The organism is Roseivivax sp. THAF30 (assembly GCF_009363575.1).
Taxonomy (GTDB): domain Bacteria; phylum Pseudomonadota; class Alphaproteobacteria; order Rhodobacterales; family Rhodobacteraceae; genus Roseivivax; species Roseivivax halotolerans.
This window is the reverse complement of record NZ_CP045389.1, coordinates 2,583,462-2,604,274: the sequence shown is the minus strand read 5'-3', so window position 1 is coordinate 2,604,274 and position 20,813 is coordinate 2,583,462. Positions and strand designations below refer to the sequence as shown.

General features: G+C 58.5%; 20 protein-coding genes, 1 tRNA gene and 1 pseudogene. 8 read left to right on the top strand and 14 right to left on the bottom strand.

From position 1 onward, the window contains the following. Positions 1 to 166 precede the first annotated feature (166 nt). The 3 genes from FIU91_RS12570 to lipB form a co-directional block, all read right to left on the bottom strand. On the bottom strand, positions 167 to 1,726 hold the full coding sequence (locus tag FIU91_RS12570; protein WP_152462719.1) for an alpha-amylase family glycosyl hydrolase: 1,560 nt from the start codon (positions 1,724 to 1,726) through the stop codon (positions 167 to 169). Between the two features lie 124 nt (positions 1,727 to 1,850). Beyond that, the gene (locus FIU91_RS12565; RefSeq protein WP_152462718.1) at positions 1,851 to 2,906 is read right to left on the bottom strand and encodes an endonuclease/exonuclease/phosphatase family protein; all 1,056 of its coding nucleotides are present in this window, start codon (positions 2,904 to 2,906) and stop codon (positions 1,851 to 1,853) included. A gap of 84 nt (positions 2,907 to 2,990) precedes the next feature. Continuing rightward, positions 2,991 to 3,644: a lipoyl(octanoyl) transferase LipB gene (lipB, locus tag FIU91_RS12560; RefSeq protein ID WP_152462717.1), complete on the bottom strand. Its 654-nt coding sequence runs from the start codon at positions 3,642 to 3,644 to the stop codon at positions 2,991 to 2,993. 111 nt (positions 3,645 to 3,755) lie between these two features. Between lipB and FIU91_RS12555 the strand changes: the two genes are divergently transcribed. The 4 genes from FIU91_RS12555 (at position 3,756) to FIU91_RS19695 (ending at position 6,337) form a co-directional block, all read left to right on the top strand. Beyond that, positions 3,756 to 4,715, top strand: a complete 960-nt coding sequence (locus FIU91_RS12555; RefSeq protein ID WP_152462716.1) for a diacylglycerol kinase family protein — start codon at positions 3,756 to 3,758, stop codon at positions 4,713 to 4,715. Continuing rightward, entirely contained in the window at positions 4,712 to 5,506 is a 795-nt protein-coding gene (locus tag FIU91_RS12550; RefSeq protein WP_152462715.1) for a metallophosphoesterase, read from the top strand. The genes FIU91_RS12555 and FIU91_RS12550 overlap by 4 nt, the downstream gene beginning before the upstream one ends. 95 nt (positions 5,507 to 5,601) lie before the next feature. Further along, positions 5,602 to 5,688: transfer RNA gene (locus tag FIU91_RS12545), tRNA-Leu, on the top strand. A 205-nt stretch (positions 5,689 to 5,893) separates the two neighbouring features. Continuing rightward, the gene (locus FIU91_RS19695; RefSeq protein ID WP_254701956.1) at positions 5,894 to 6,337 is read left to right on the top strand and encodes a hypothetical protein; all 444 of its coding nucleotides are present in this window, start codon (positions 5,894 to 5,896) and stop codon (positions 6,335 to 6,337) included. On the opposite strand, the pseudogene FIU91_RS12540 reads toward FIU91_RS19695, so the two are convergent. Both FIU91_RS12540 and FIU91_RS12535 read right to left on the bottom strand, forming a co-directional pair. Further along, a pseudogene (locus tag FIU91_RS12540) lies at positions 6,233 to 7,216 on the bottom strand (recombinase family protein); the annotation flags it as partial. The gene FIU91_RS19695 and the pseudogene FIU91_RS12540 overlap by 105 nt on opposite strands. Then, complete coding sequence (locus FIU91_RS12535; protein WP_152462714.1) at positions 7,207 to 7,539, bottom strand: hypothetical protein; 333 nt, start codon at positions 7,537 to 7,539, stop codon at positions 7,207 to 7,209. The pseudogene FIU91_RS12540 and the gene FIU91_RS12535, both read right to left, overlap by 10 nt. A gap of 207 nt (positions 7,540 to 7,746) precedes the next feature. On the opposite strand from FIU91_RS12535, the gene FIU91_RS12530 reads away from it, so the two are divergent. Continuing rightward, positions 7,747 to 8,487: a hypothetical protein gene (locus FIU91_RS12530; protein ID WP_152462713.1), complete on the top strand. Its 741-nt coding sequence runs from the start codon at positions 7,747 to 7,749 to the stop codon at positions 8,485 to 8,487. 12 nt (positions 8,488 to 8,499) lie between these two features. Here FIU91_RS12530 and FIU91_RS12525 read toward each other — a convergent pair whose 3' ends face one another. Together FIU91_RS12525 and FIU91_RS12520 are read right to left on the bottom strand one after the other, a co-directional pair. Further along, a complete protein-coding gene (locus tag FIU91_RS12525) occupies positions 8,500 to 9,318 on the bottom strand; it encodes a hypothetical protein (protein ID WP_152462712.1) in 819 nt (272 codons plus the stop codon). Positions 9,319 to 9,541: 223 nt separating this feature from the next. Beyond that, positions 9,542 to 9,784 carry a hypothetical protein gene (locus FIU91_RS12520; protein WP_152462711.1) on the bottom strand — a complete coding sequence of 81 codons (243 nt, stop codon included), beginning with the start codon at positions 9,782 to 9,784 and terminating at the stop codon, positions 9,542 to 9,544. Between the two features lie 630 nt (positions 9,785 to 10,414). On the opposite strand from FIU91_RS12520, the gene FIU91_RS12515 reads away from it, so the two are divergent. Then, on the top strand, positions 10,415 to 10,696 hold the full coding sequence (locus tag FIU91_RS12515) for a hypothetical protein (protein ID WP_152462710.1): 282 nt from the start codon (positions 10,415 to 10,417) through the stop codon (positions 10,694 to 10,696). 876 nt (positions 10,697 to 11,572) lie between these two features. Here the strand turns inward: FIU91_RS12515 and FIU91_RS12510 are convergent. The 7 genes from FIU91_RS12510 to FIU91_RS19565 all read right to left on the bottom strand — a co-directional run bounded on the left by FIU91_RS12510 (position 11,573) and on the right by FIU91_RS19565 (position 18,305). Continuing rightward, positions 11,573 to 13,009 carry a hypothetical protein gene (locus FIU91_RS12510; RefSeq protein WP_152462709.1) on the bottom strand — a complete coding sequence of 479 codons (1,437 nt, stop codon included), beginning with the start codon at positions 13,007 to 13,009 and terminating at the stop codon, positions 11,573 to 11,575. A 260-nt stretch (positions 13,010 to 13,269) separates the two neighbouring features. Then, complete coding sequence (locus tag FIU91_RS12505; protein ID WP_152462708.1) at positions 13,270 to 13,623, bottom strand: hypothetical protein; 354 nt, start codon at positions 13,621 to 13,623, stop codon at positions 13,270 to 13,272. Between the two features lie 75 nt (positions 13,624 to 13,698). Then, the gene (locus tag FIU91_RS12500; RefSeq protein ID WP_152462707.1) at positions 13,699 to 14,520 is read right to left on the bottom strand and encodes a hypothetical protein; all 822 of its coding nucleotides are present in this window, start codon (positions 14,518 to 14,520) and stop codon (positions 13,699 to 13,701) included. 76 nt (positions 14,521 to 14,596) lie between these two features. Next, positions 14,597 to 16,384, bottom strand: coding sequence for a type IV secretory system conjugative DNA transfer family protein (locus FIU91_RS12495; RefSeq protein WP_152462706.1), 1,788 nt, complete (start codon positions 16,382 to 16,384; stop codon positions 14,597 to 14,599). Between the two features lie 102 nt (positions 16,385 to 16,486). Continuing rightward, on the bottom strand, positions 16,487 to 17,764 hold the full coding sequence (locus tag FIU91_RS12490) for a relaxase/mobilization nuclease domain-containing protein (protein WP_152462705.1): 1,278 nt from the start codon (positions 17,762 to 17,764) through the stop codon (positions 16,487 to 16,489). Continuing rightward, positions 17,761 to 18,159, bottom strand: coding sequence for a plasmid mobilization relaxosome protein MobC (gene mobC, locus FIU91_RS12485; protein ID WP_254701955.1), 399 nt, complete (start codon positions 18,157 to 18,159; stop codon positions 17,761 to 17,763). Before mobC ends, FIU91_RS12490 begins: the two co-directional genes overlap by 4 nt. An 8-nt stretch (positions 18,160 to 18,167) precedes the next feature. Further along, on the bottom strand, positions 18,168 to 18,305 hold the full coding sequence (locus FIU91_RS19565; protein WP_216651608.1) for a hypothetical protein: 138 nt from the start codon (positions 18,303 to 18,305) through the stop codon (positions 18,168 to 18,170). A gap of 103 nt (positions 18,306 to 18,408) precedes the next feature. On the opposite strand from FIU91_RS19565, the gene FIU91_RS12480 reads away from it, so the two are divergent. Next, complete coding sequence (locus tag FIU91_RS12480) at positions 18,409 to 19,545, top strand: glycosyltransferase (protein ID WP_152462704.1); 1,137 nt, start codon at positions 18,409 to 18,411, stop codon at positions 19,543 to 19,545. Between the two features lie 42 nt (positions 19,546 to 19,587). Then, positions 19,588 to 20,796 (top strand): 3-deoxy-D-manno-octulosonic acid transferase, encoded by a 1,209-nt coding sequence (locus FIU91_RS12475; protein WP_152462703.1) that lies wholly within the window; start codon positions 19,588 to 19,590, stop codon positions 20,794 to 20,796. The last annotated feature ends 17 nt before the right edge of the window (positions 20,797 to 20,813 follow it).

Below are 20,813 nucleotides of genomic sequence, written 5' to 3'. Positions count from 1 at the left end.
AAGGGGGAGAGATGCACGCACCTCTCCCGGCTTTGAGGGGCGTTTTAGGCAAAGCGCCCGCCCGCGGCAATGACCGCTTTCGTCGCACGGGGAGTATTTTTGTCGCAGATCAAGGACAGTTGCCGAATCTGTCATTCAGACTGGACAGATTCGGCCTCGCCCAGTGTCACTCCGCGCGGATGATGCGCCCTTCGCCAGGGGCAAGCGGGTCTTCCGCCACAGCCGAGTCGCCCGAGGTCGACAGGATCAGGGCGCCTTCCTGCCGGAGCATCGCCTCCTCCGTGCCGATATTGAGAAGAACCTCGATCCGCGATCCATCGAGAACTCGCGCGTATCGCAGGACATCGCCTTCGGCGCGCACGTCCTCGAGCGTGCCGCGCCGTAGCTCCGGCATCTCGCGGCGCAGCTTGAGGAGCGCGCGCGTGAAGGACAGCATCGAGCCTTCCGACGCGATCTGCCGCGCCACCACGCGTTCGGGGCCGAGATCCATTGGTAGCCAGGGATCGACGGTCGAGAACCCGCCGAAGGGACCGTCTTCCCAGGCGATGGGCGTGCGCACGGGGTCGCGGCCAAGACCCTGACCTGGAACGTTTTTCTCCCACGGGTCTTGCACGCGGTCGGGCGGGATCACGACGTTTTCCATGCCCAGCTCGTCGCCTTGGTAGATCGTCGGCGTGCCCCTGATCGTCAACAGGAGCATCATCGCGTTGCGCGCCTGTGCGGGACCGACGCGGCTCGCGATGCGGGCTCGGTCGTGGTTGCCGAGTACCCAATTGGGCCAGGCCCCGTCGGGCAGGGCGGCCTCATATTCGGTAATGAGCCTCACGAGGTTGCCTGCGTCCCACTCCGCCTCGATCAGAAGGAAGTTGAACGGTTGCTGGAAGGCGTCGAGCGCGTCGCCGTAATACTTCATCACCTGCGGGATCTCGCCGTAGGCCTCGCCGACCAGAAGGCGCGGGGGATCGTATTCCTCGGCCACGGCACGCATCTCGCGGGCGATGTCGAAAATGACCGGCTGGTGCTTTGTGTTGGTGCCGAGATGCGAGCGTGCGGGCCCCATGCTTTCGACCCAGTCGGGATTGGGCGGGTTGTCCCCGGCTTCGGGGTCGGGGCCCATATTCTCCACCGCATCGACGCGGAAGCCGTCGACGCCGCGATCGAACCAGGTTCGCATCACGTCGTACATCGCCTCGCGCAGCTCGCGATTGTGCCAGTTGAGCGAGGGCTGCTCGCGCAGGAAAACGTGCAGGTAATATTGTCCCGTCGCCTCGTCGAGCGTCCAGGCTGGCCCCGCGAATTCGCTGATCCAGTTGGTCGGTGGGCCGCCATCGGGCGCGGGATCGCGCCAGACATACCAGTCACGCTTCGGGCTGTCCTTCGATGCGCGGGCCTCCTCGAACCACGGATGTTGGTCGGAGGTATGGCTCGGCACGAAATCGAGAAGCACCTTCATCCCGCGCGCATGGGCATCCGCAACCAGCGCCTCGAAATCCTCGAGCGTGCCGAAGGTGGGGTCGATCCCGGTATAGTCCGAGACATCGTAGCCCGCATCCTTCATCGGCGAGGGGAAGATCGGGGAGATCCAGATCGCATCGATCCCGAGATCCTCCAGATACCCGAGCCGGGACGTGATCCCCTTGAGATCGCCGATCCCGTTGCCGGTCGTGTCCTGGAAGGAGCGCGGATAGATCTGGTAGATCACGCCGTCTTTCCACCATTCGCTCATCTGTCGGCTCCTTTCCGGGTAAGTCCTGGTCTTGGGCCAACCTGCGCGGCCTGGAGCGGACTTCAAGAGGCGCAAGGCCCGAATGGCGAGTGACCCGGCCCTGCTGCCCGAAGTTTCGGCAGGCTCACGCCTCGCTTTTCAGCTCGAAAATCGCGCGGACCGGGGCGTGGTCGGAGGTTTCCTTGCTGTCGCTCTCGGGATCCCAGTGATGGGAATTGAAGACGTCATAGGTGGTGTCGGCGACAGGTCCGCGCGGATTGCGGCGGTTGAGCCCGTTCGAGACGAGCACGTAGTCGAGGACCGAGGCGTGCATCCAGCCGACATGCGTCGGCGTCAGGCCCAGACCCTGCGGCGCGCCGAGCCCGGCGGTCGAATAAAGCTGCCAGGTGTAGCGGTTCGATTTCTCGGAGTTGTCGAGTGCCTGGTATCGCGTTCCGGCGATATAGGGCACGTCCTCGTTCTGGGTGAGGATACGCAAGGTGAAGCTGCCGGGTTCGTCGTTGAGATCTCCAAGCACCGCGAGCGGCAGATCGCGATCCGTCGCCATTCGCTTCATCGCCGCCTCATAGAGCATGATCGCCTCGCCGGCGCGGCGGATCACCTGGCTCGCATCGGCCTGCGCGCGTTGAGAGAGGTGGTCGCGAAATCGTTCGGACCATCCACCGAAGGCCGCGACCCGATCCCTGTCGACGAAGGCCCCTTGGGATTTGAGGTGCGCGCAATAGACGACGAGCGGTTGCGCGAGGCCCGGCACCTCGATCTCCGCTTCGATGATCTGGCGGCGGAAGTCGAAGTCGGGCGCAAGAAGACCATCGGGCTCGACCGAGGGATCGGCGGCCAGCGGGCCCGCGCTCAGGATCGGAAACCGCGAAGCAAGCGCGACGACCGGCCCCTGCCAGACGACGGTGCCGTCCTCCTCCGTCTCGAAGGCAGGATCGCCTCCGAAGACGACGTTGGGATAGCCCGCTGCGGTCGCGAGCGCCCGGAACTCTACCCTCGAGAAGACCTCCTGGAACCCCACTATATCGGCATCGAGATCGGCGAGGGTCCGAAGGATGAAGTCCTGCTTCAGGGCCCACTTGGCCTCGGAGTTGGAATTGCCGCTTTCGCGATCATACCAGTAGGTGCCGGGTGCGGCGTATTGGTAGAGGTTGAAAGTGGCGAGGCTGAATTGGGCCATGAATGCGTTCCTCTATCTCTTGGGTCAAATGCCACAACCTTAGCGTGACTTTGTGACGTTTTGAACGCGCATCTCCGCCGGGCATTACAGCGGGCCGAACACCTCCTCGAAGCTTTTCCGCAGGGCCACGTCGACGTCCGGCATGGTGACTGACAGGCCGAGATCGACGAGACTGGTCACGCCGTAATCGGTGATGCCGCAGGGAACGATCCCCGAGAAATGCTCAAGCTCGGGTTCGACATTGATCGACACGCCGTGGAAGCTGACCCAGCGGCGCAGGCGGATGCCGATGGCGGCGATCTTGTCCTCGGCTGTGCTGCCATCGGGCAGAGCTGCCTTCTCGGACCTTTCGATCCAGACCCCGACCCGGCCTTCGCGAATGTGGCCGGTCAGGCCGAACTCGGCCAGAGCCGCGATCACCCATGCCTCGAGATCCGCCACGAACCGGCGCACGTCGCGGCCGCGCCGGCCGACGTCGAGCATCGTGTACGCGACGCGCTGACCCGGCCCGTGATAGGTGTATTGCCCGCCGCGTTTCGTGGTGAAGACCGGAAAGCGATCCGGCTCGCGCAGATCCTCGGTGCGGGCGGACGTGCCGGCGGTATAAAGCGGCGGATGCTCCACCAGCCAGACGAGTTCCTCGGCGTCGCCCGCCGCGATTGCCTCGGCGCGCGCCTCCATGACCTCGACGGCCTCCTCATAGCCGGTCAGGCCCTCGCTGATGCGCCACTCGACCATCGCTTTCTCGGCCTCCGTGTTCGGTTGGCTGTTCCTCTACCGCTTTGCCGGCGCGGACGGAACCCGCCACCGTGTCATCCGGTTTATCCCGGTACCAGGCAGGGACCGGCCATGAGCGAGCAGAAGACAGACAATTCGAACCGCATTGCGGTCCTGCTGAACCGGGCCTCCGGGGCGGACGACAAGGATGGCGTCGCCGACCGCCTCAAGGCCGCCTTTGCCGAACACGGCGACCGGTTCGAGCTATTCGCCTTCGAGAAGGGGGACCGGCTGATCCCCGAATGCCGCCGCGCGATGAAAGCCGGATACGGCACCATCGTCGCAGCGGGAGGCGACGGCACGATCTCGGGCGTCGCGCAGGAGCTGGCAGGCAGCGGGCATCGCATGGGCATCATCCCGCAAGGCACGTTCAACTTCGTGGCGCGCGGGCTCGGCATTCCCGAGGATCCGGAGGAAGCGGTCGCGCTTCTTGCCTCGGGCGAGGCGCGTCCCTTTCCGCTTGGCGAGGTCAACGGCTATGTCTTCGTGAACAACGCCTCGCTGGGGGTCTATCCGCAAGTCTTGAAAGAACGCGAGGGCACCTACAAGCGCTGGGGCCGCTCGCGGTTGGCCGCGCATTGGTCGGTGATCTTCACGTTTCTTACGTTTCGGCGACCGGTGCAGATGAAGGTCCGCGTCGGAGGGCGGGAGGTCCGGCGGAAGACGCCGCTCGCCTTCATCGGCCGGTCTGCCTTCCAACTCGAACATTACGGTCTCGAAGGCGCCGATGCCGTCCGGGACGGGGCCTTCGCGCTTTACCTGTCTCCGGAAGCCAGCCGTTGGGAGCTTTTGATGCGCGCGCTCAAGCTCGCCTCGAAAGGCATGGTCCTGAACCGGGACTTCGAGCTCTTTACCGGCACCGACATCGTCATCGAGACAAGCCGCAAGAGCCAATCGGTCGCGATGGACGGGGAGCGCCGCCGCATCGAAGGACCGTTTCGCTTCCGGATGCTGGACGATGCGCTTGATGTGGTAGCGCCTTCCGCCGCAGGCCCGAAGAACAGCGAGGCCGGGGACGAACGCGAGGCATGACCCGGATCGTCCATATCTCCGATCTGCATTTCGGCCGTGATCGCCCCGAACTCTTGCGTCCGCTGCGCGAGGCGATCGACCTTGCCGAGCCCGACCTCATCTGCGTCTCCGGCGATCTGACCCAGCGAGCCCGCCCGGGGCAGTTCCGCGCTGCGCGAAAGTTTCTTGACCTCCTGTCCGCGCCCTGGATCGCGGTTCCAGGCAATCACGACACCCCGCTCGACAATCTCTTCGTGCGCTTCGCGAGGCCCTGGAAGCGCTGGCGGCGTTATGTCTCGCCCGAGCTTGAACCGGTCTGGGATGGGCCCGATTGCGCGGTGGTGGGGCTGAATACGGCCGATCCACTGGCTTGGCAGCGAGGGCGGCTTCGGCCGCGCGGCCTGTCGCGGATCAAGGGGCGGCTCGGCGAAGCCGCCAAAGCGGGGCATACGGCCATCGTGATGATGCATCACCCGCCCGAACAGCTCGAGGCCGACGAAAAACAGCCCATGCGCGGTGCCTCGCACGGTCTGCACCGTCTCGCCGAGATGAACGCCGATATCGTCCTCTGCGGGCACCTGCATGTCTGGCGCGCGCGGCCCGTCTTCCAGAGCGAGGGAATCTTGCTGTTGCAGGTCGGCACGGGCTTGTCGACGCGCGGACGCGGCGAGCCCAACGATTTCAACGTCATGACATTGGAGAATAGCGGATTGGCGCTCGACCGCTACGGTGCGGGGGCGCGCGAGACGGGCTTCACGCGCTTGTCGAGCCACCGTTTCGAGAAGCAGAACGGGCGCTGGCAGGAGCTGTGAATGCCGCTACGGCAAGGCCCGCAAAAAATCGCGAAAATCCCCTTCACATCCCCAAACCGCTCGTCTATACGCCCGCTCACCAAGTCACAGGCAGTGCGGTCGTGGCGGAATTGGTAGACGCGCAGCGTTGAGGTCGCTGTGGGGTAACTCCCGTGGAAGTTCGAGTCTTCTCGACCGCACCATTTTACATTTCGGCTTGTTCAGCCCTAAAAACTCAAACGGAACAGCCACTTGCGGCGTTCGAAATCCGTTTTTCGCATCGTAGGCCAAAGGCCCCGCAAAGGCCAGTCTGAGGACCATTCGCTTGAGCTGAAGCGACCCGCTTTTCCAGATATTCCAAGGGTTTGACAGGAAGTTCATCCCGAGTTCGATAATTTCCTCTCGGGTGTGCTTCGGTTTGACCTTCGTCTCACGCTTTTCGGCAAGCACGAGCTTGTTATTTTCCAGCTCTGTGATCCGCTTCTCATAGGCAGCTATCACAGTCGCATTGTCGCTTACGACGATGCGGTCGAGCAGGCTGGCGATTTGCTTATCGACATCGTTCATGCGCCGGTCGATCTCAGCCTTGGCCGCATTCGTCTGGCCTTGTCGCTGCGCCCAGACATCTTTGAACATTGCCGTGATCATGGTGGTCAGGTCGCGCGACGGCTGAAGCCGTTGAAGGATATCTTCGAAGGCGGCTTCCACCTTGTCACGGTTGTGGGACTTGCGATAGCGTTCGCAGCCTTTCGTCTGGCAGAGATAGTATGGATATCGCCTACCCGTGGAACTCGTGGACCAGCAGCCGGTCATAGTGTGCCCGCACTCCGAGCAAGCCAGCGCACCACGTAGTGGAAAATCTTGATTCAGGTCTTTCCGCATCGGAGCGACGGCGCGCGCGTTGCTGCGTTCCTGGTTCCGCTGATAAGTCTCCAGCGAAATGATCGGCTCATGCTGGCCCTTGCGGCGAGAGACGCCCCAGGGCGCATGCTCGATGTACCCCGCATACAACACGCGCGAGATCAGCTCGCTCACCCGCTGTTGGCGGATATGACCGCTGGGAAAACATTTCGGATAAGCGGGGCAGGACTCAAGGAAACGGGTCATTTCCGCTTGTGATGCAAAACGCCCGGCGGCGTAGCCTTCCAAAGCTTCCTGAATGATCGAGGCGAGCGGCTCATCCCGCACCAGCATCTTGCCCCGGCCAGCCCGCTTCTCATAGCGATAGCCCACAGGGGCCTGGAATACGAAATACCCATTGAGCAGCCGCCCTTTCATTCGGTTGCGGGTTTGCTCGCCGTTCTTCTCCCGCTGATGCTGGGCGACGGAGGCGAGGAGGTTTTCGACGAGGACAGAGTCACTGTCTTCGGCAAATTCGATGGACGGGCTTTCCAGCTTGCCCCCGGCATGGAGCAGCGATTGGCGTAGCTCAAGGTGAGCTGTAAGCCCACGGGCCAGACGACTGATATCGTCGATGATGACAACGATCTTCGCCGCTGCGTTCGCATTCATATGCAGATAGCCAAGCATGCTTTGCATACCTGGACGGGCGGTCGAAGAGCCGGTCATATCGTCTGTGAAGACCTGCGCCACTTCATAGCCCTTATACGTGGCATACTCGCGGCAGCGGGTTTCTTGGGAGTGGAGACCATCACCTTCTCGGACCTGCTTCAGGCCGGATACACGGCAGTAGATGACAGCTTGCTGTTTGATATCTGATGCTACTCCCATGCTGGACTCCTTTTCCCAGCGCCATGGGAGGCCCCATCCGCCGGATCGCTCTGCTGCTGTTGTGATGTTGAGATCAAGGATAGCACATCGATCAGATCGACCGGAGCGGTTTCATCCCCTTCTCCACAGGGAAATTGCACGGGGTGAATCCCAAAGCCAAAATCGACGAAGGACACGACCAGCGACCAGACCGTTTCGATGCACTCCCGCTTCTGATCTTCACTCAGATCGCTCGCCTCAAGCATTGCGCCGTAGCGGTCCCAATCGAGGGTGAGGGCTTGCGGGGTGGAGGGATTTTGCATCTCCTGTTTTTTATCGGTCATGGCCGGTCGTCCTTTCTGCCCATCCGGGCTTTTATCGTTGTTCCCTCCTTTTCCACATTGGAACATAAAGAGAACATTATAGGATAAAAGTCCTATTTCTCAAAGCGTTATTTTGCATTCGCACTTAGTGCGCGCTCAGCTTAGGCTTTGAGATCAGGGGCCGTCCGGGTAGGACGAGGGTCAGACCGGGTAGAGGCGCTAGGGACGATGACCGAAGAGGTGAATTGGCTGGATATCACGACCGCTGAGAAGACCAAGGCCGTGCAGAATCTTTACAAGGCCATCAGCGCCATCGCCGCCGCAACGGATCAGACGATTGATAGCCTGTACTACCGTGCGCTGCCGGATCAGGAGGTCAGCGAATATCAGTCGAACTTCCGGCGCAGCAACATCGCTGCCGCGAAAGCCAAGCTCATCCACTTCTATCTGAAGGAATATTACTTCGAGACCGGCAGGAAGCTTGCGCCCGAGCTGTTCCATATCCGACCAGGATCAGCCTTTGAGCGGTTCGTCGAAGCACGGCGACATGGTGACGGCCTGAAAATTGTCAAGATGCGCAACGGATTCGGCATAGCCCGGCGAGCAAGCGAGACCTGCGAGCACTATGATCGCCTGCGCCTGACCGAGCCCTACTGTCTGGAGCTGACTTCAGATCGCTCTGGCTATGCCGTCGCCTTCGAAAAATATGGTGGGACATGGCATCCGCTGGCGCTTGGGGAGAGCGATAGACATTTCCGGGCGCATATCGACGCCGGAACGTGTTTGCTGCCCCGGAAGGCGAACCGGAAGCCGGATCCGCTCAATGAGATGGATGATGCAGGTGAGCATCGCTTCGTCATTGTGACAGCGATGGACAGAGACGTTGCAGCCAGCACGGACCTGCTGGCAGAGCGGTCAGGCGATACGGACCTGCGCGCCTATGAGGCTTGCGTGCTGTTTGTGACGTGACTTGCGCCTGGTCTATCGGTCCTTCCAGCCGAGCATCGCCAGCAATCGGTCGTTGAGAGGCTTCAACTCAGCCCACTGCCGCGCGCAGGGCGTGACAAAGGCCTCGACATCCTCATGCCCTTCAAAGACAGCACGATTGATGTCTGCGAAGAACGCCTCAACGCCACCAAGTTCGGTCATGATGCCCGGTAACTCCACCGCTTCGGCCATGATTTCGCAAGCAGCGAAGACGGGCGCGAAGACGTTCTCGCTATATCGGATCAGCTCGTCGCGCGGTGGCAGGTAGTCCTCCGGCATCTCTGTCAGGCCCTCAGAATGTGCGCGCTTGTAAGCCGGAATGTATGGCAGTTCGACTAGGTAGGCGAGAAGCTGAAACAGGCGCGTCGAGGCCTTCGGATGCGTGATCTCTTGGCTAGAGTTTTCACGGTCAACCCTCTCAATGACGAAGATCACAAGCGCAATGCAGATCGCATAGTAACGGAACAGCTCATGGTTCTCGGATGAGTAGGCCCCGATCACGATCTCCGTGGCATCATGGTCGGCTTGCAGTTCCAGACACAGTGATGCGAGCTGCTGCTCCTGCTCCGGAAGAGCTTCGAGAGGGGAGGATTTGCTTGAGCGCCTAGTCGCAATACTGAAGGCCTTCTCACCGCCGCCCTCGACTAGTGCAGCCCCATCGGTGAGCTTGAAGTGCCCGATGGCAGCGTGGTTGAGCTCGTGCTGCACGAGCCAGCTGAGTGCAACATCAACTGTATCAGCGGAGTCGCCTAAAAGATTGATCCTGAGTGGAGACGGATAAAGAATGGAAAGTGCTGACAATGCACCGAACACATCATCGACTCTGTCAACAATGCTTGTAGATAAATTTATGCTAACGTCACCGCCAATTAATGAAACTCCCGCAGAAAAGCTAAGTTCGTCCGAAAAAGTGAGATCTATTGAAAAAGGGAACGGCTCTTGGACGCGTGCAGTATATTGCCTCAGCGCTATTTCCAAAGCTTTGTTTAGCCGAGCGTGCGCATTTTTGCACCTATCTCTAGATGATACTAGCCGTTCACAGCCTAGGTGCGACGATTCCAGTTGTCATTCTCCGAACAATTTTATATCCGACTCTGTTATTTGAATCGATCTCTTTCTCTATCGAATGCGTGGTGCCGTCCCAGGTAACAAATTTGTATCCTTGATAGTCAACATCTAAGTCTCTTTCGCCTGCCGTCTCACCTAGAATGTCACCAACCGCCTCGACAAATTCCTCTTTTGACAATTGGCCACCGCTAACAATCATGCCTGCCTCCATATTTTGTATCTTTATCATGATTTGTACCACGAGGGGGCGGGAGGCGCAACATTTAGTATGCTAGGGTGAGGTCAAGACCTCTTGACTCACCTTCACATGCCGCTAGCGTCAAACTTCAACTGTAACATAATGAGGCTTGAATGGCTAACTATCTAACATCTGAAAGTGTTCCAACGGATAGGCTGCTCCGCGCCTCAAGAATGTTTACGTCAGAAATTGGATGTGTACCTTTATCCTCTGAAGGTCGGATCGTTGGGTATCTAGTTGATAGAAATAACTTTTTAGTATCCGTTGGCGCACGGCGATGCTCGTTCCGTCCGAGTGCAAACCGCCGCTTATTTGAGCGATTTTGCTCTCAGGCGCGCCCAGTATGCATCTCCAATTCCGAGCTTGATCACCTTCTTGGCTCGGATTCTAGATCCAAATTCTATAAGGCTCGGGCACTGACGCTCGCTGATGGTCGTATACGTAGCGTTCTAGTGTCGCCACGTGAGTACAACTCTATGCGCTTGGTTCACCGGATGCAGTCTGCAAAGCGCTGGTCCGAGGACCTAAAGCGGAGTTTGGGGTATCGTGACACAGAAGAAGTAAATGGCAGTCAGTTTATTTATGAACTGAAGAGCGCCTAAAATGCGTGCATTTTTTATAGAAGCTAGGCGGATTGAGTTCTCAGATCAGCTAATCAGCGAAATAGGCGCTTTTGTTCAAGGTCTTGAGGATGGACTTCGGGACTGCATACAAAACCTTTTAGTTGATTGCGAGAATAATGGGCGGGAAGTATTTCTGGAGGATATTCCTTACATAAATGAAAGGTTTTTTGAAGACTGTGATCATCATTTTTTTGTAGAGATTCATCCGGATAGATTGGTGTTTAAAAGGATCCGCCACTGTCAAGACTTGGGTGTAGAATAATGAATGGTGCACTTGCTTTGGGTTTTTTTGGAACAGTGATCGAGGTTGCTGGTGTTGTTGTTATGGCGGATAGGCACCTTCGAATGCGCAGAATAGAGATCCCTATTGCATTATTAAAGTGCGCTTTCTCTAAGGCGGCTAGATTAAGATACGTTAGCGCGTCTAATTTTCTTGAACCTGCAACACGACGAACCAGCGAAGAACTGTCCCTTAAGGGGCTCTCTTTGATTGGTCTCGGCTTTTCTATTCAGGGCATAGCAATTTTGATCCAACTTATTCTGAGCTTTTAGCATTTTTCTGACAAGGTTTTCTGCCGCCATCGACTCAAGAGAAGTTAGGGAGCCGTACATATCTTTGATATTGAGGCACCGTTAAACTCACAGTCAAGAATGGATTGCACACGCTTACCGAGTAGCGCTGCGATCTTGCGGGCACTTTCCAGCATCTGAGATACTGCAAGATGTGTGTGGTAGTACCACACCTCTTGGCAAGGGGGCCCGCTGCGTGCCCCCGTTGCATCCCCCCGGCCAGCGGTACGATCTAGGGCGTTGAGCCCCACATCGCACCGAGAGAACGTATCGCCGGTCAATCACTTGCAAGGGAGCCTTCGGCGCTCCCCTGCACCCCATCGATCCCTTCAGGAAGACCAGGGCTATCTCGCCCTTGGAACCACTCGCAGGACTTGGAGACGTGCCTCTCCACCTGCACCGAACCATGCACGAACATCAGGGCGTTCGATCCCCACCACGTCAAAAAGACGATTTTTCTGAAACTAAGCGTGCTTGCGTTCGAAACTAAGAAACTGATGCCAGCAGACCTGAGTGCACTACTCTAGCGCCTACAGCCAATGCCGTGCGAGGAATGAGTGGCTTAATATTACCTTTCACCCCTTAGCTTTGATGCTGAAGGAGGGCGGAATGTAGCTTCCACAAGGCTATGAGAAATCTCATACTGAGTTTCTAAATTTACCTTGTTTACACGCTTGTAGATGTCGCCCAACCGCTCAATATCTTTCTCATTGAATGCAATGATCAGAAATCTCCCCAAAGAAACCTCCTCAGCTTCAAGGTATTTTGTTAGTTGACTTTCTAAACCGTGCCAAAATCGGGTATTGTTGGCCAGCTTCACCTCGATAAGCGCTCGAAATTCAAAACCCCTTGATACTTTGAAGTCAACTGGCCCTCGTCCAATATTCACCTCTGGGGATAAATCAATATTATTTGCCTGACAATAATGACGGACAATACCTAGGAACAATCTCTGACAGGCGCTTTCACTCTTGGCCGTTCCGTCATCATTATATATAAGTTCCCACCCGCCTTGGTTTTCTACATAGTTCTTGAAGATCAAAAGAATTCTATCAATAAATTCACAAAAACCTTTTTTGTCCGAAAATTCTAATGAGATCGGGTTTCTGGCGACAAAGCTTTTTGTGGCGTAGTACCATCTAATCAGACCCTTTGGATCTTTTTCCAAATTGTAAGGTGTGCCACCAATGCGCTCAAGGAAGCCAACAAAATCTTCTACACTCCCGTAATCATTTAGAGCCTTCTCAAGAATTACTTCTTTTTTGACGTTCCTGGTGATTTCTTCACCAAACTCTGCTCGTAGTTCATCCGAGTTCTGGTCAAAGCAATATCCCCAAAAATCACTTGGATTCAATGTTGGCATCGGTCTTAAGTAGTCTTTGGGAACCAGTAAAACTTGCTTTCCATTATAGGGGTTTATCGGCGCATCAACGAAGATTCTTTCCCAGCGACGTTTTGAGGGATTGAAACGACCTCGCATGTGAGGGCGCCGCTCAGTTGGGATCCCAAGTTCGTCACAAATTGATTTCGTATAAGATGCAAAGCGGTGCCTAAGTATGTTACCAGCTGCATCGGAGATAGTGTCTTCTGCAATATTCTCTTGAAACAGCTGGATGGTTTCAAAGTGCTCTGGGTTTCCCAGTCCAAACATAATGGCCTTATGAAATGCCTGAGCAATTAACTTTGCTTTTCCAGTACCAGCACCAGCTCCGCCCGTTCCTGCTGCAGTAACGCCAAGGCAAAACTCTTCAACCTCAGGGGTTCCAAGAATTTGCACTGCGCGGTTCCATGGTTGACTTTTCTTCTTCTCGCCTGCCTCAGCAATTAAAGTAAAGGCGCTTTCATAAAATTCGATTAGTTCATTGTGTGACCCGCGGAATGGTCCAAATTCATCTTGAAAAATTAAGAAAGGGTCAACGTAGAGCTTTGTGTCCAGATGTAGTAGTGGATCAAACCAAGTTTCCCGCTCATTGATGTCGATCTTAAAATACTCTGAAAAAAGCATAACTTTCCCATTTTCAATTTATTTAACAATATATTGTTTTGGGTGTCTGTAAAGAAATTAGTTTTCAGTGGCTTAGGGCTTCGCCCCCGGCGCGGGTCAAAGGGTGGGTCCTCGCCATGCTCGCTTCCTGCGCCTTGCGGCTTCGTGCAGCTCTGCGTGGCTACAGTCCCGGCTGCGCCGCCTTTGCCCCTTGCACCCCCTCTCTTCGCCAGAGGGGCAGATCGGTTGCAGGCATGCAACCAATCATGGCCCATTAAGGATCACGCAGCGGCAGGCGGTAGGCCTGGATCGTTGGCAGATTCGCCATATTCCTCATAGCCTTCGGGCTTCACGTTGGTCGGTGTATGCAGGCCGTAGCGATGGCGACGGCATTGATCGAGCCAGAGCCAGTAGAACAGCAAATGCGACAGGGTCATCTCCGCAGTGGGGTTGGCCTCGCAGTGTAGGACCCAGGTCTGGAAGTCGATATCACCACGTGCTTCCAGCCAGTCCACATAGTCCCAAGTGCTTGCAGGTAAGAAGATCAGCTCATCCGCTCCAGCGCTGTTCTCATATGTGCGTGGTGTCGGCGGACTATCAGGACGGCGCTCATGCATCTTGCGTAGATGGTCCATGTATCGGCGATGGTTCATAAGCAAAAGGATAGCACGAAAGCGTGCTATCCTGGTATTTGACCATATTCCTATAGATCAGCGGTCGTGGTCATGCCCTGGGCCTTTGGGCACCAAACGTTTGAATTCTTTATCGGCCTGCGGATCAAGCTCCTGTTTGATCGTATGCAGCGCCTGTTTTTCTTCAGGCGTCTCAGGCTCTTGTGACCAGCCACGATCATAGGATGCGACCAGCTCTCCATCTTTGCGAATATCGAGCTTTGAGATGCGTCCACCGTCGATGCCGTGCTTGGAAGGCTCATCATAGAGCTTTGCCTGGAATTCGTATTCGGGCAACGTGACCAAGCAGCCATCGGTGAAGAGTGATCTATCATCGTCAGGCTCCAGCTGGGGTTCCATCTCTTGATCGGCGTCGTGCGCATGATCGGGATCGAAGCTCTCCCGGACCTTCTGCACGGCCTCTTGCGCCTCAGTGCTTTCAGGCTCCTGCGCCCAGCCTCCGTCATAGCGGGCGACGACTTCGCCGTCTTTGCGGAGGCTCAGCATTGAGATCGTGCCGCCATTCAGTCCCTCCGGGGAAGGTTCAAGATCGACGGTGACCGTGAAGCTATATCCCGGTGGATTGAGCAGATCGCCGTCTGTCGTAAATGAACGCTCATCGTCATGGTCAGGCTCTTGCATAGGCTCGCTCGGCTCCGTCATTTGCTCTTGCGTTTGGCCGCGTTGAGGCTGTTGAGGAGATGCGGTCCGGCGGATGCCCATCATGCCCGGCGGAGCCAGGTTGAGTCGCGGTTTTGATGCGAAATCGGGTTTGAATTCAGGCTGGGCATTATCCTTATCTCTCAGAGGCTCATCGATAGGGCGGAATTGGACTCGCTTGGTCTCGTCATCATTGCTCATGGCGGTGTCTCTCATCATGTGAGGGGATCAGAAACGCAGGGGGCCGGATGATCCGGCCCCGAGGTCTGTGGCGTGATCAGCGAAGACTTGCGCCCCGCTGACGCATATCCGGCTGTTCGTACCAGCGGAGACGGTTGCCCATGATCGGGTTGGCGTCTTCGATCAGCACTAGTTGCTGGCGGTCATTGAGGCGCATCAGCTCATCCGGGAACGCCAGCTTACGCTGGGTCGCTGCCCGCGTGTCTGTGGTCGAGGTGCTGCTGCCGTTGCTGTAGCCGCCGGAGCCGGAATTGGAGCTCAGGGCGTTGGACAGGGCCGTGCTGAAGTTCCACACGGTGGTGACGCCGCACAGGTCCGAGAAATACTCGGCGCTCATTTTGTCCTTCGACCCGAAATAGCTGATCGCTCCGGCATTTGCGATGAAGGTCTCGAAATTATCGCCGTAGATGGTCTTCAGCTGCGAGACGTTCTGGGCGATGCCCCAGAGCTGCACCGAATAGCCCGCCATGAGGCCATAGGCCTGTTCGACCATGTTCAGGCGGCCCAGAGCGGGCATCTCGTCGAGGATGTAGAGAACCGGATGGTCCGGTTTTATCTCGATGTTGCGGGCGTTCATCGTCAGCGACTGCTCGACCATCAGACGGAGGAAGCGGCTGAAGGCGTTGATCCTGTCCGAGGGGAGGATCAGATAGACCGTCATCGGTTTCTCCTTAAGCTCTTCCCACCGGAAATCGCTGTCGGACATCGCTTCCCGAAGGCGGGGGCTGTCCATCATATGCAGCTCGGCTTGCGTCGAGGCCATGACGTTGGAGAGCAGCTTGGGGTCCTTTTGCAGGGACCGGGAGCCAGTCGAGGCGATCAGCTGATGTGGGCTTTTTGCCATCTCTTGGAACAGGCGGGAGAGCTGATCCGCATCGCCCAGAAGAAGATCACGCACCGTGCCCAGATCACTGCGTCCCGAATAGGCGGCATCGAAGGCGACATGGAGCATCACACCTTGGATCAGTGCCTTCGCTTCTTCACGCCAAAAGGCCTCACCTTTGCCGTCATTCACGACGAGGGCATCGGCGAGGATCATGGCGTTCTCCGGCGCATCAGTGTCGGAGAGCTTGAGCCAGTCCATAGGGTTGATCTTGGCAGGTTCCATCCCGAGCTTGGAAGCTGCGATATTCCAAGGATCGACCAGATAGACCTGTTGGCCCATCTCTATCCGGGCCTTGGCCGTGATCAGGGCGTTTTCGCCTTTGGGGTCGATGACGACGCAGGAGCCCTGATATTTGAGCAAGTTCGGCACCAGATGCGACACGCCTTTACCGGCCCGCGTCGGGGCAAAGGTCAGCACGTGCCGCTGCCCATGATAGGCAAAGCGGCTCGTGCTCATCCCATCAAAAGCCTCACCCAGCAGTAGGCCTCCCGGCTTGAAAAAGCCACGCTCGCTCATGTGCTCAGCATCCGCAAACTGACCGGAGCCGAAAGTTGTCGGAACCTCGGCCAAGGCTTTGACAAACCGGCCCATCCAGTAGCCCAGACCGACAAAGAAGCCGATGAGGGAAATAACGAAGGCCGTGCTCCACCCCAATGCGCCGTGATCAAAAACCGCAATTAGAATTGCGGCACCCGCCAGTGTGATGCCGATGACCCGCCGCAATTCTTTGGCATGGGGGGAGAAGAACCAACCAAGCAGGAAGCCTGCGAGCGTTGCTGTTACTATCATGCCGACACGCCAAAGGGTCAATGTCAGGTAATAGCCACGGTAAGGGTCGTAATTGCTCCAGCCGGAACTTTGTGCATGGGCGCAGGCCGCCCAAGCTGTCGCAAACAACGCAGCCGAAGCCAGCGTCGTAAAATGGTTTGAAGGTTTCATGGGTCACATATCCTCTGAGGGTTGATAGTGACCGTGTGATTAGGAGCATGCCTCGACGCTCCGCGCGGGTACGGCGCAGGTAAGACCGGGTAGAAGCCCCAATTAGCGGCTCAGATTGAGCGTTTGTTTCCGACTTCGCCCGCAATTTTGATCATGTTGCCTATGCTCGTGTGACTGCCTTCGAATGTAATCTCGGATATTACGTGCCAGGATATTTCGTTCCTGTGTTTGCTTGCGTCGGATGGCATGCATGTCTCTCTGGAGAGCTTTCCGATCCTTCATCTGGGCCTCGACCAGATCGTCCCGTTGCCGCTGATCCCGCCGTAGCCCAGCCAGTACCTGTTTCTCATTATCCGAGCGGATCGACTTGGACTTTCCGGTCAGGCGGTCGAAGAGCCCGCGCAGACCCTTGTTCAGCCGGTCCATCCGGGCCTTGGTCTCAGCACGCCAGCGCTCTTGCTGTTTGGTTTTGAGCATCTTGCGTTCGTCACGCTGCGCTCGTGCCATATCGATTTTGCGATCCAGCAGGGGTTGAAGCTCCACATCGTGCTTGCCTTTGACCGCCGCAATGTATTCTCGCACCTGAGCGGTCATCCTGCTCTTTAGGTCCGCCTGAAGCTCGGCAACCGATGGCAGAGTGTCGCGATCAAGACGGGCTTTCACATCCTTGGCCTTCACGCCCGACCAGCGGCTGAGAGAATAGATCGTGCCGTTGATATCAAGGGCGACCGCTGCTCGACGGTCTCCCTTTGCCAGAAAGAAGCCACGATCCGCCAAGGCGGCTTTGAGGGACGCTGCATCGTCTGACCGTTCCCAGGCCTCCCGAAGAGACGCCTTAACCTCACGCGGGTCGATATTCTGGCGGCGGGCTTGCTGCCATTGGGCCAATGTAAAATTGAGCGGGTTGCGATGTCCGTACTCACGCAAACCCTCCGGCATCTCCCAACCGTGATCGAGATAAAGATCACGGGCTACGTCTCGAAGCTTGGTCTTATAGTGGGGCAGGTTGATGGCTTTCAGCTCATCTGCATCGATCCGAGACCAGACGACATGAGCATGCCTCCGGCCTTCCTTCTCGTGGATGACGATGGCTCGCGGCTGGTTCGATAGACCCAGCTTTGCGCCTGCCTTGTCGGCGGCATCGATAAAATCCTGTTCTGAGGCGATGGCATCTTCGGGTGGGTTCAGGCTGAGAGAAAACAGAAACTGTTTGCACTTCGTCGCCTTTGCGATGGCTTGGGCTTCTTGCAATGCACTGTGGAGGTCATCGGCCATGAAGCCCTCTATCTCCAGCAGCTCGACATGATCATTGTCGTGCGTGTTCGTGAGGTGATCGGCGAGCGCAAGGGCACCGCTACGTTGTGATCCGACTAGGATCATGATCCCTCGTTCCGGTGATCGGAGCCCCGTCCTTTAAGGCCAAGCGCTTCGATCAGCGTGGCCCGTATCCATGCGACTTCAGCGCAGGCGCATTTGAGATCGGCTTCTAGCTCTTCGTCCAGGACCAGCGTGCCCTGGTTCAGATGCTTCGCTATCTGATTCAGATTGTTCGCCGTCCGGCTTTCGCCAAGCCGGGCGAGGATATGCGCCAGCAGACGCTGATCCTCATCAGCGAGCTTCCGGCGCTTGCGATATTTCGGCGCATCATCGGCCAGTACGACTGACTTGATATAGGCCCCGACCGGCATCGTACCCGCACGAGCTTGCACTGCGTCTCGTTCTTCATCCGTGAGCCGGATCGAGAACGGGGCGGCGCGTTTGCGTTTGAATATCACCCGCTCCGTCATGGCCGTGGCCCCGGCGGCGGGGAGGTCTTGGAAATAACCTCACGTAGCTCGTCCGCATGCGGCTTCAGCGCCGTGGTCCAGTCCTCAAGATGTTGGAAAAGCTCGTTCGACTTTTCCTCGTCGAAGCGCACCATTTATCTCCGAAATTGCGGATGCGCCGAACGGGCGGGCTCTTGCCCGGTCGAAGCTGCCTTGCTACGCGCAAGCTTGGCCGGCTGTTCCGGCAGGGAGACCGCGATGCGGACGGCTATCGGCACGAGCGACTACCACGTTCCCGGCGAGACCTTCATCAATCGGCACATCGCGCATCTCTTTGGCGGCGATACGGTGGTCGTCGCCGGCCGGTCGAACGGCGAGAATCCCTATAGCAAGGACGTGTTCGAGCGGCGCTCTTCGCTCGGGGCAGGGGACATGCTGCAGATGCCGGTCTGGAGCGCCTTGAACCGCTGGCGTCACAAGACGACGCGGCTGCCCTTCGGCAGTCAGAAGAGGGCTCTTGCCACATTTCTCCGCGAGCGGAAGGTCGAGCTGATCCTCTCGGAGTTCGGTACGCAGGCGCTGGCGCTCGCGCCTCTTGCCAACGAGCTCGAGATCCCCATTTTCACGTATTTTCGCGGCACTGACGCCTCGAAGAGCCTGCGCCCGCCACGGATGCAGGCGGCCTACCGGCTGATGATGCCGCGCCTGTCGGGCGTCGTCGCGGTGAGCCAGTTCCTTCTCGACAACCTCGCGGCGCATGGCGTCACGCATCCCAACGCGCATGTGATCCCCTCGGGCGTCGACGTTCGCCGCTTTGTTCCGGGTGAAAAGCGGCCGCTTTCCTGCCTTGCGGTGGGCCGCTTCGTGGAGAAGAAGGCCCCGCTCATAACGCTCACGTCCTTTGCGGAAGCGACGCGCGATCTGCCGGACGCACGGCTCGACTTCGTCGGCGATGGCCCGCTCCTCAATGCGGCGCGCGTGGCGGCGGACGGTCTCGATGTCGCGGACAAGGTCACCTTCCACGGCGCGCAGCCCCATGATTTCGTGCGTCAGAAACTGTCGGAAACGGAGTTCTTCCTCCAGCATTCCGTCACCGCGAAGGACGGCAATACCGAAGGACTGCCGACCGCCATTCAGGAGGCGATGGCCTCGGGCTGCATCACGGTCTCGACCCGCCACGCGGGCATTCCCGAAGCCATCGATCAGGGCGAGACGGGATTCCTTGTCGATGAGCATGATGCGCGAGGGTTCACCGGCGCCATCGAGAAAGCGATGACGGCGGACGACCGGGGCGCTATGGCGGCCCGCGCGCGAAAAGTGGCCGAAACCCGCTTCGACAACGACGCGCTCCTCCACCGGCTCGAGGATGTGATCCGCGAGACGCTCCGCCACTGAGGCGCTTTCCCTCGATGCGCGGCTCGGGATAGGAGGGAGGTCATGCTGCTCTACCGCATTCTTGTTTCCGTCTTCGCAGTCGTCGTCCTGACCCGCGCTCTTGCGCGGCAGGGACGCGCGGCGCTGCGCGAGCGGCTCGGGCGGGGCGGTCCGAAGGATGGCAAAGCGCGGATCTGGCTGCACGCGGCCTCGAACGGAGAGCTGTCCTCGGTGCGGCCCGTAATCCGGGCGCTGGCGGAGGCACGTCCCGACCTGTCGCTCATCGTCACCTGCAATTCCGAAAGCGGTGTCGCTCTCGCGCGCGAGATGGGCCTCGATGCGCGCCTCGCCCCGGTCGATCTGTCTTGGATCGTGCGGCGTTTCGTGCGCGATTGGAGCGTTGCCGCGCATGTCGCGGTCGAATCCGAGCTGTGGCCGAACAGGCTCTTCGCGGTGCCGGGGCCGGTGATCGTCCTCGGCGGACGGATTAGCGCGAAGAGCGCGCGCAACTGGGCCCGTTTGCCGGATCTGGCGGCGCGGCTTCTGGGCAGGGTCGATCTCCTGATCCCCCAGGATGCCGCCTCGCGCGAAAGGTTCCTGTCGCTGGGGCTTCCCGACGCGGCGGCGGGCCCGGTGACGGAACTCAAGTCACTTTACGCGCCGCCGGCCGATCTGACATCGGACCACGCATTCGCGGACGCCTATCCGCGCGAGACGACCTGGCTGGCCGCCTCTACCCACAAGGGCGAGGAGGAGATCGTCATCGCCGCGCATCTCGAGGCGAAAGCGCGTGAGCCGGATCTTCGCCTGATCCTCGCCCTGAGACACCCGCATCGCGCTGCCGAGGTTGCCGCGCTTTTGCGCGAGGCGGGGCTCGACTACGCGTTGCGCTCCCGCGGGGACGCGCCGCGGGAGGTGCTTCTGGCCGATACGCTCGGAGAGATGGCGCGCTGGTATTCGCAGGCGGGGCGGGTCTTCATCGGCGGCACGTTGACGGACCGCGGCGGGCATACCCCGTTCGAGCCGGCGCATTTCGGTGCGGCGATCCTGCACGGGCCGGATGTCGCGAATTTCGCCCGGCCATTTGCGCGGCTCCTGTCCGAAGATGCGGCGATCGAGGTCGAGACCGCGAGCGATCTTGCCGAAGGACTTGCTCACCTCTCGGATCCGGCCAGTCAGGCGCTCGCGGGTGACAGGGCGCGGGCCGCTCTCGGTGCAGAGACCGATCTTGCCGACCTGATGGCCTTGGTCCTGCCGCTCCTGCCGGAGTGACGCGCCGATCGTCCGCT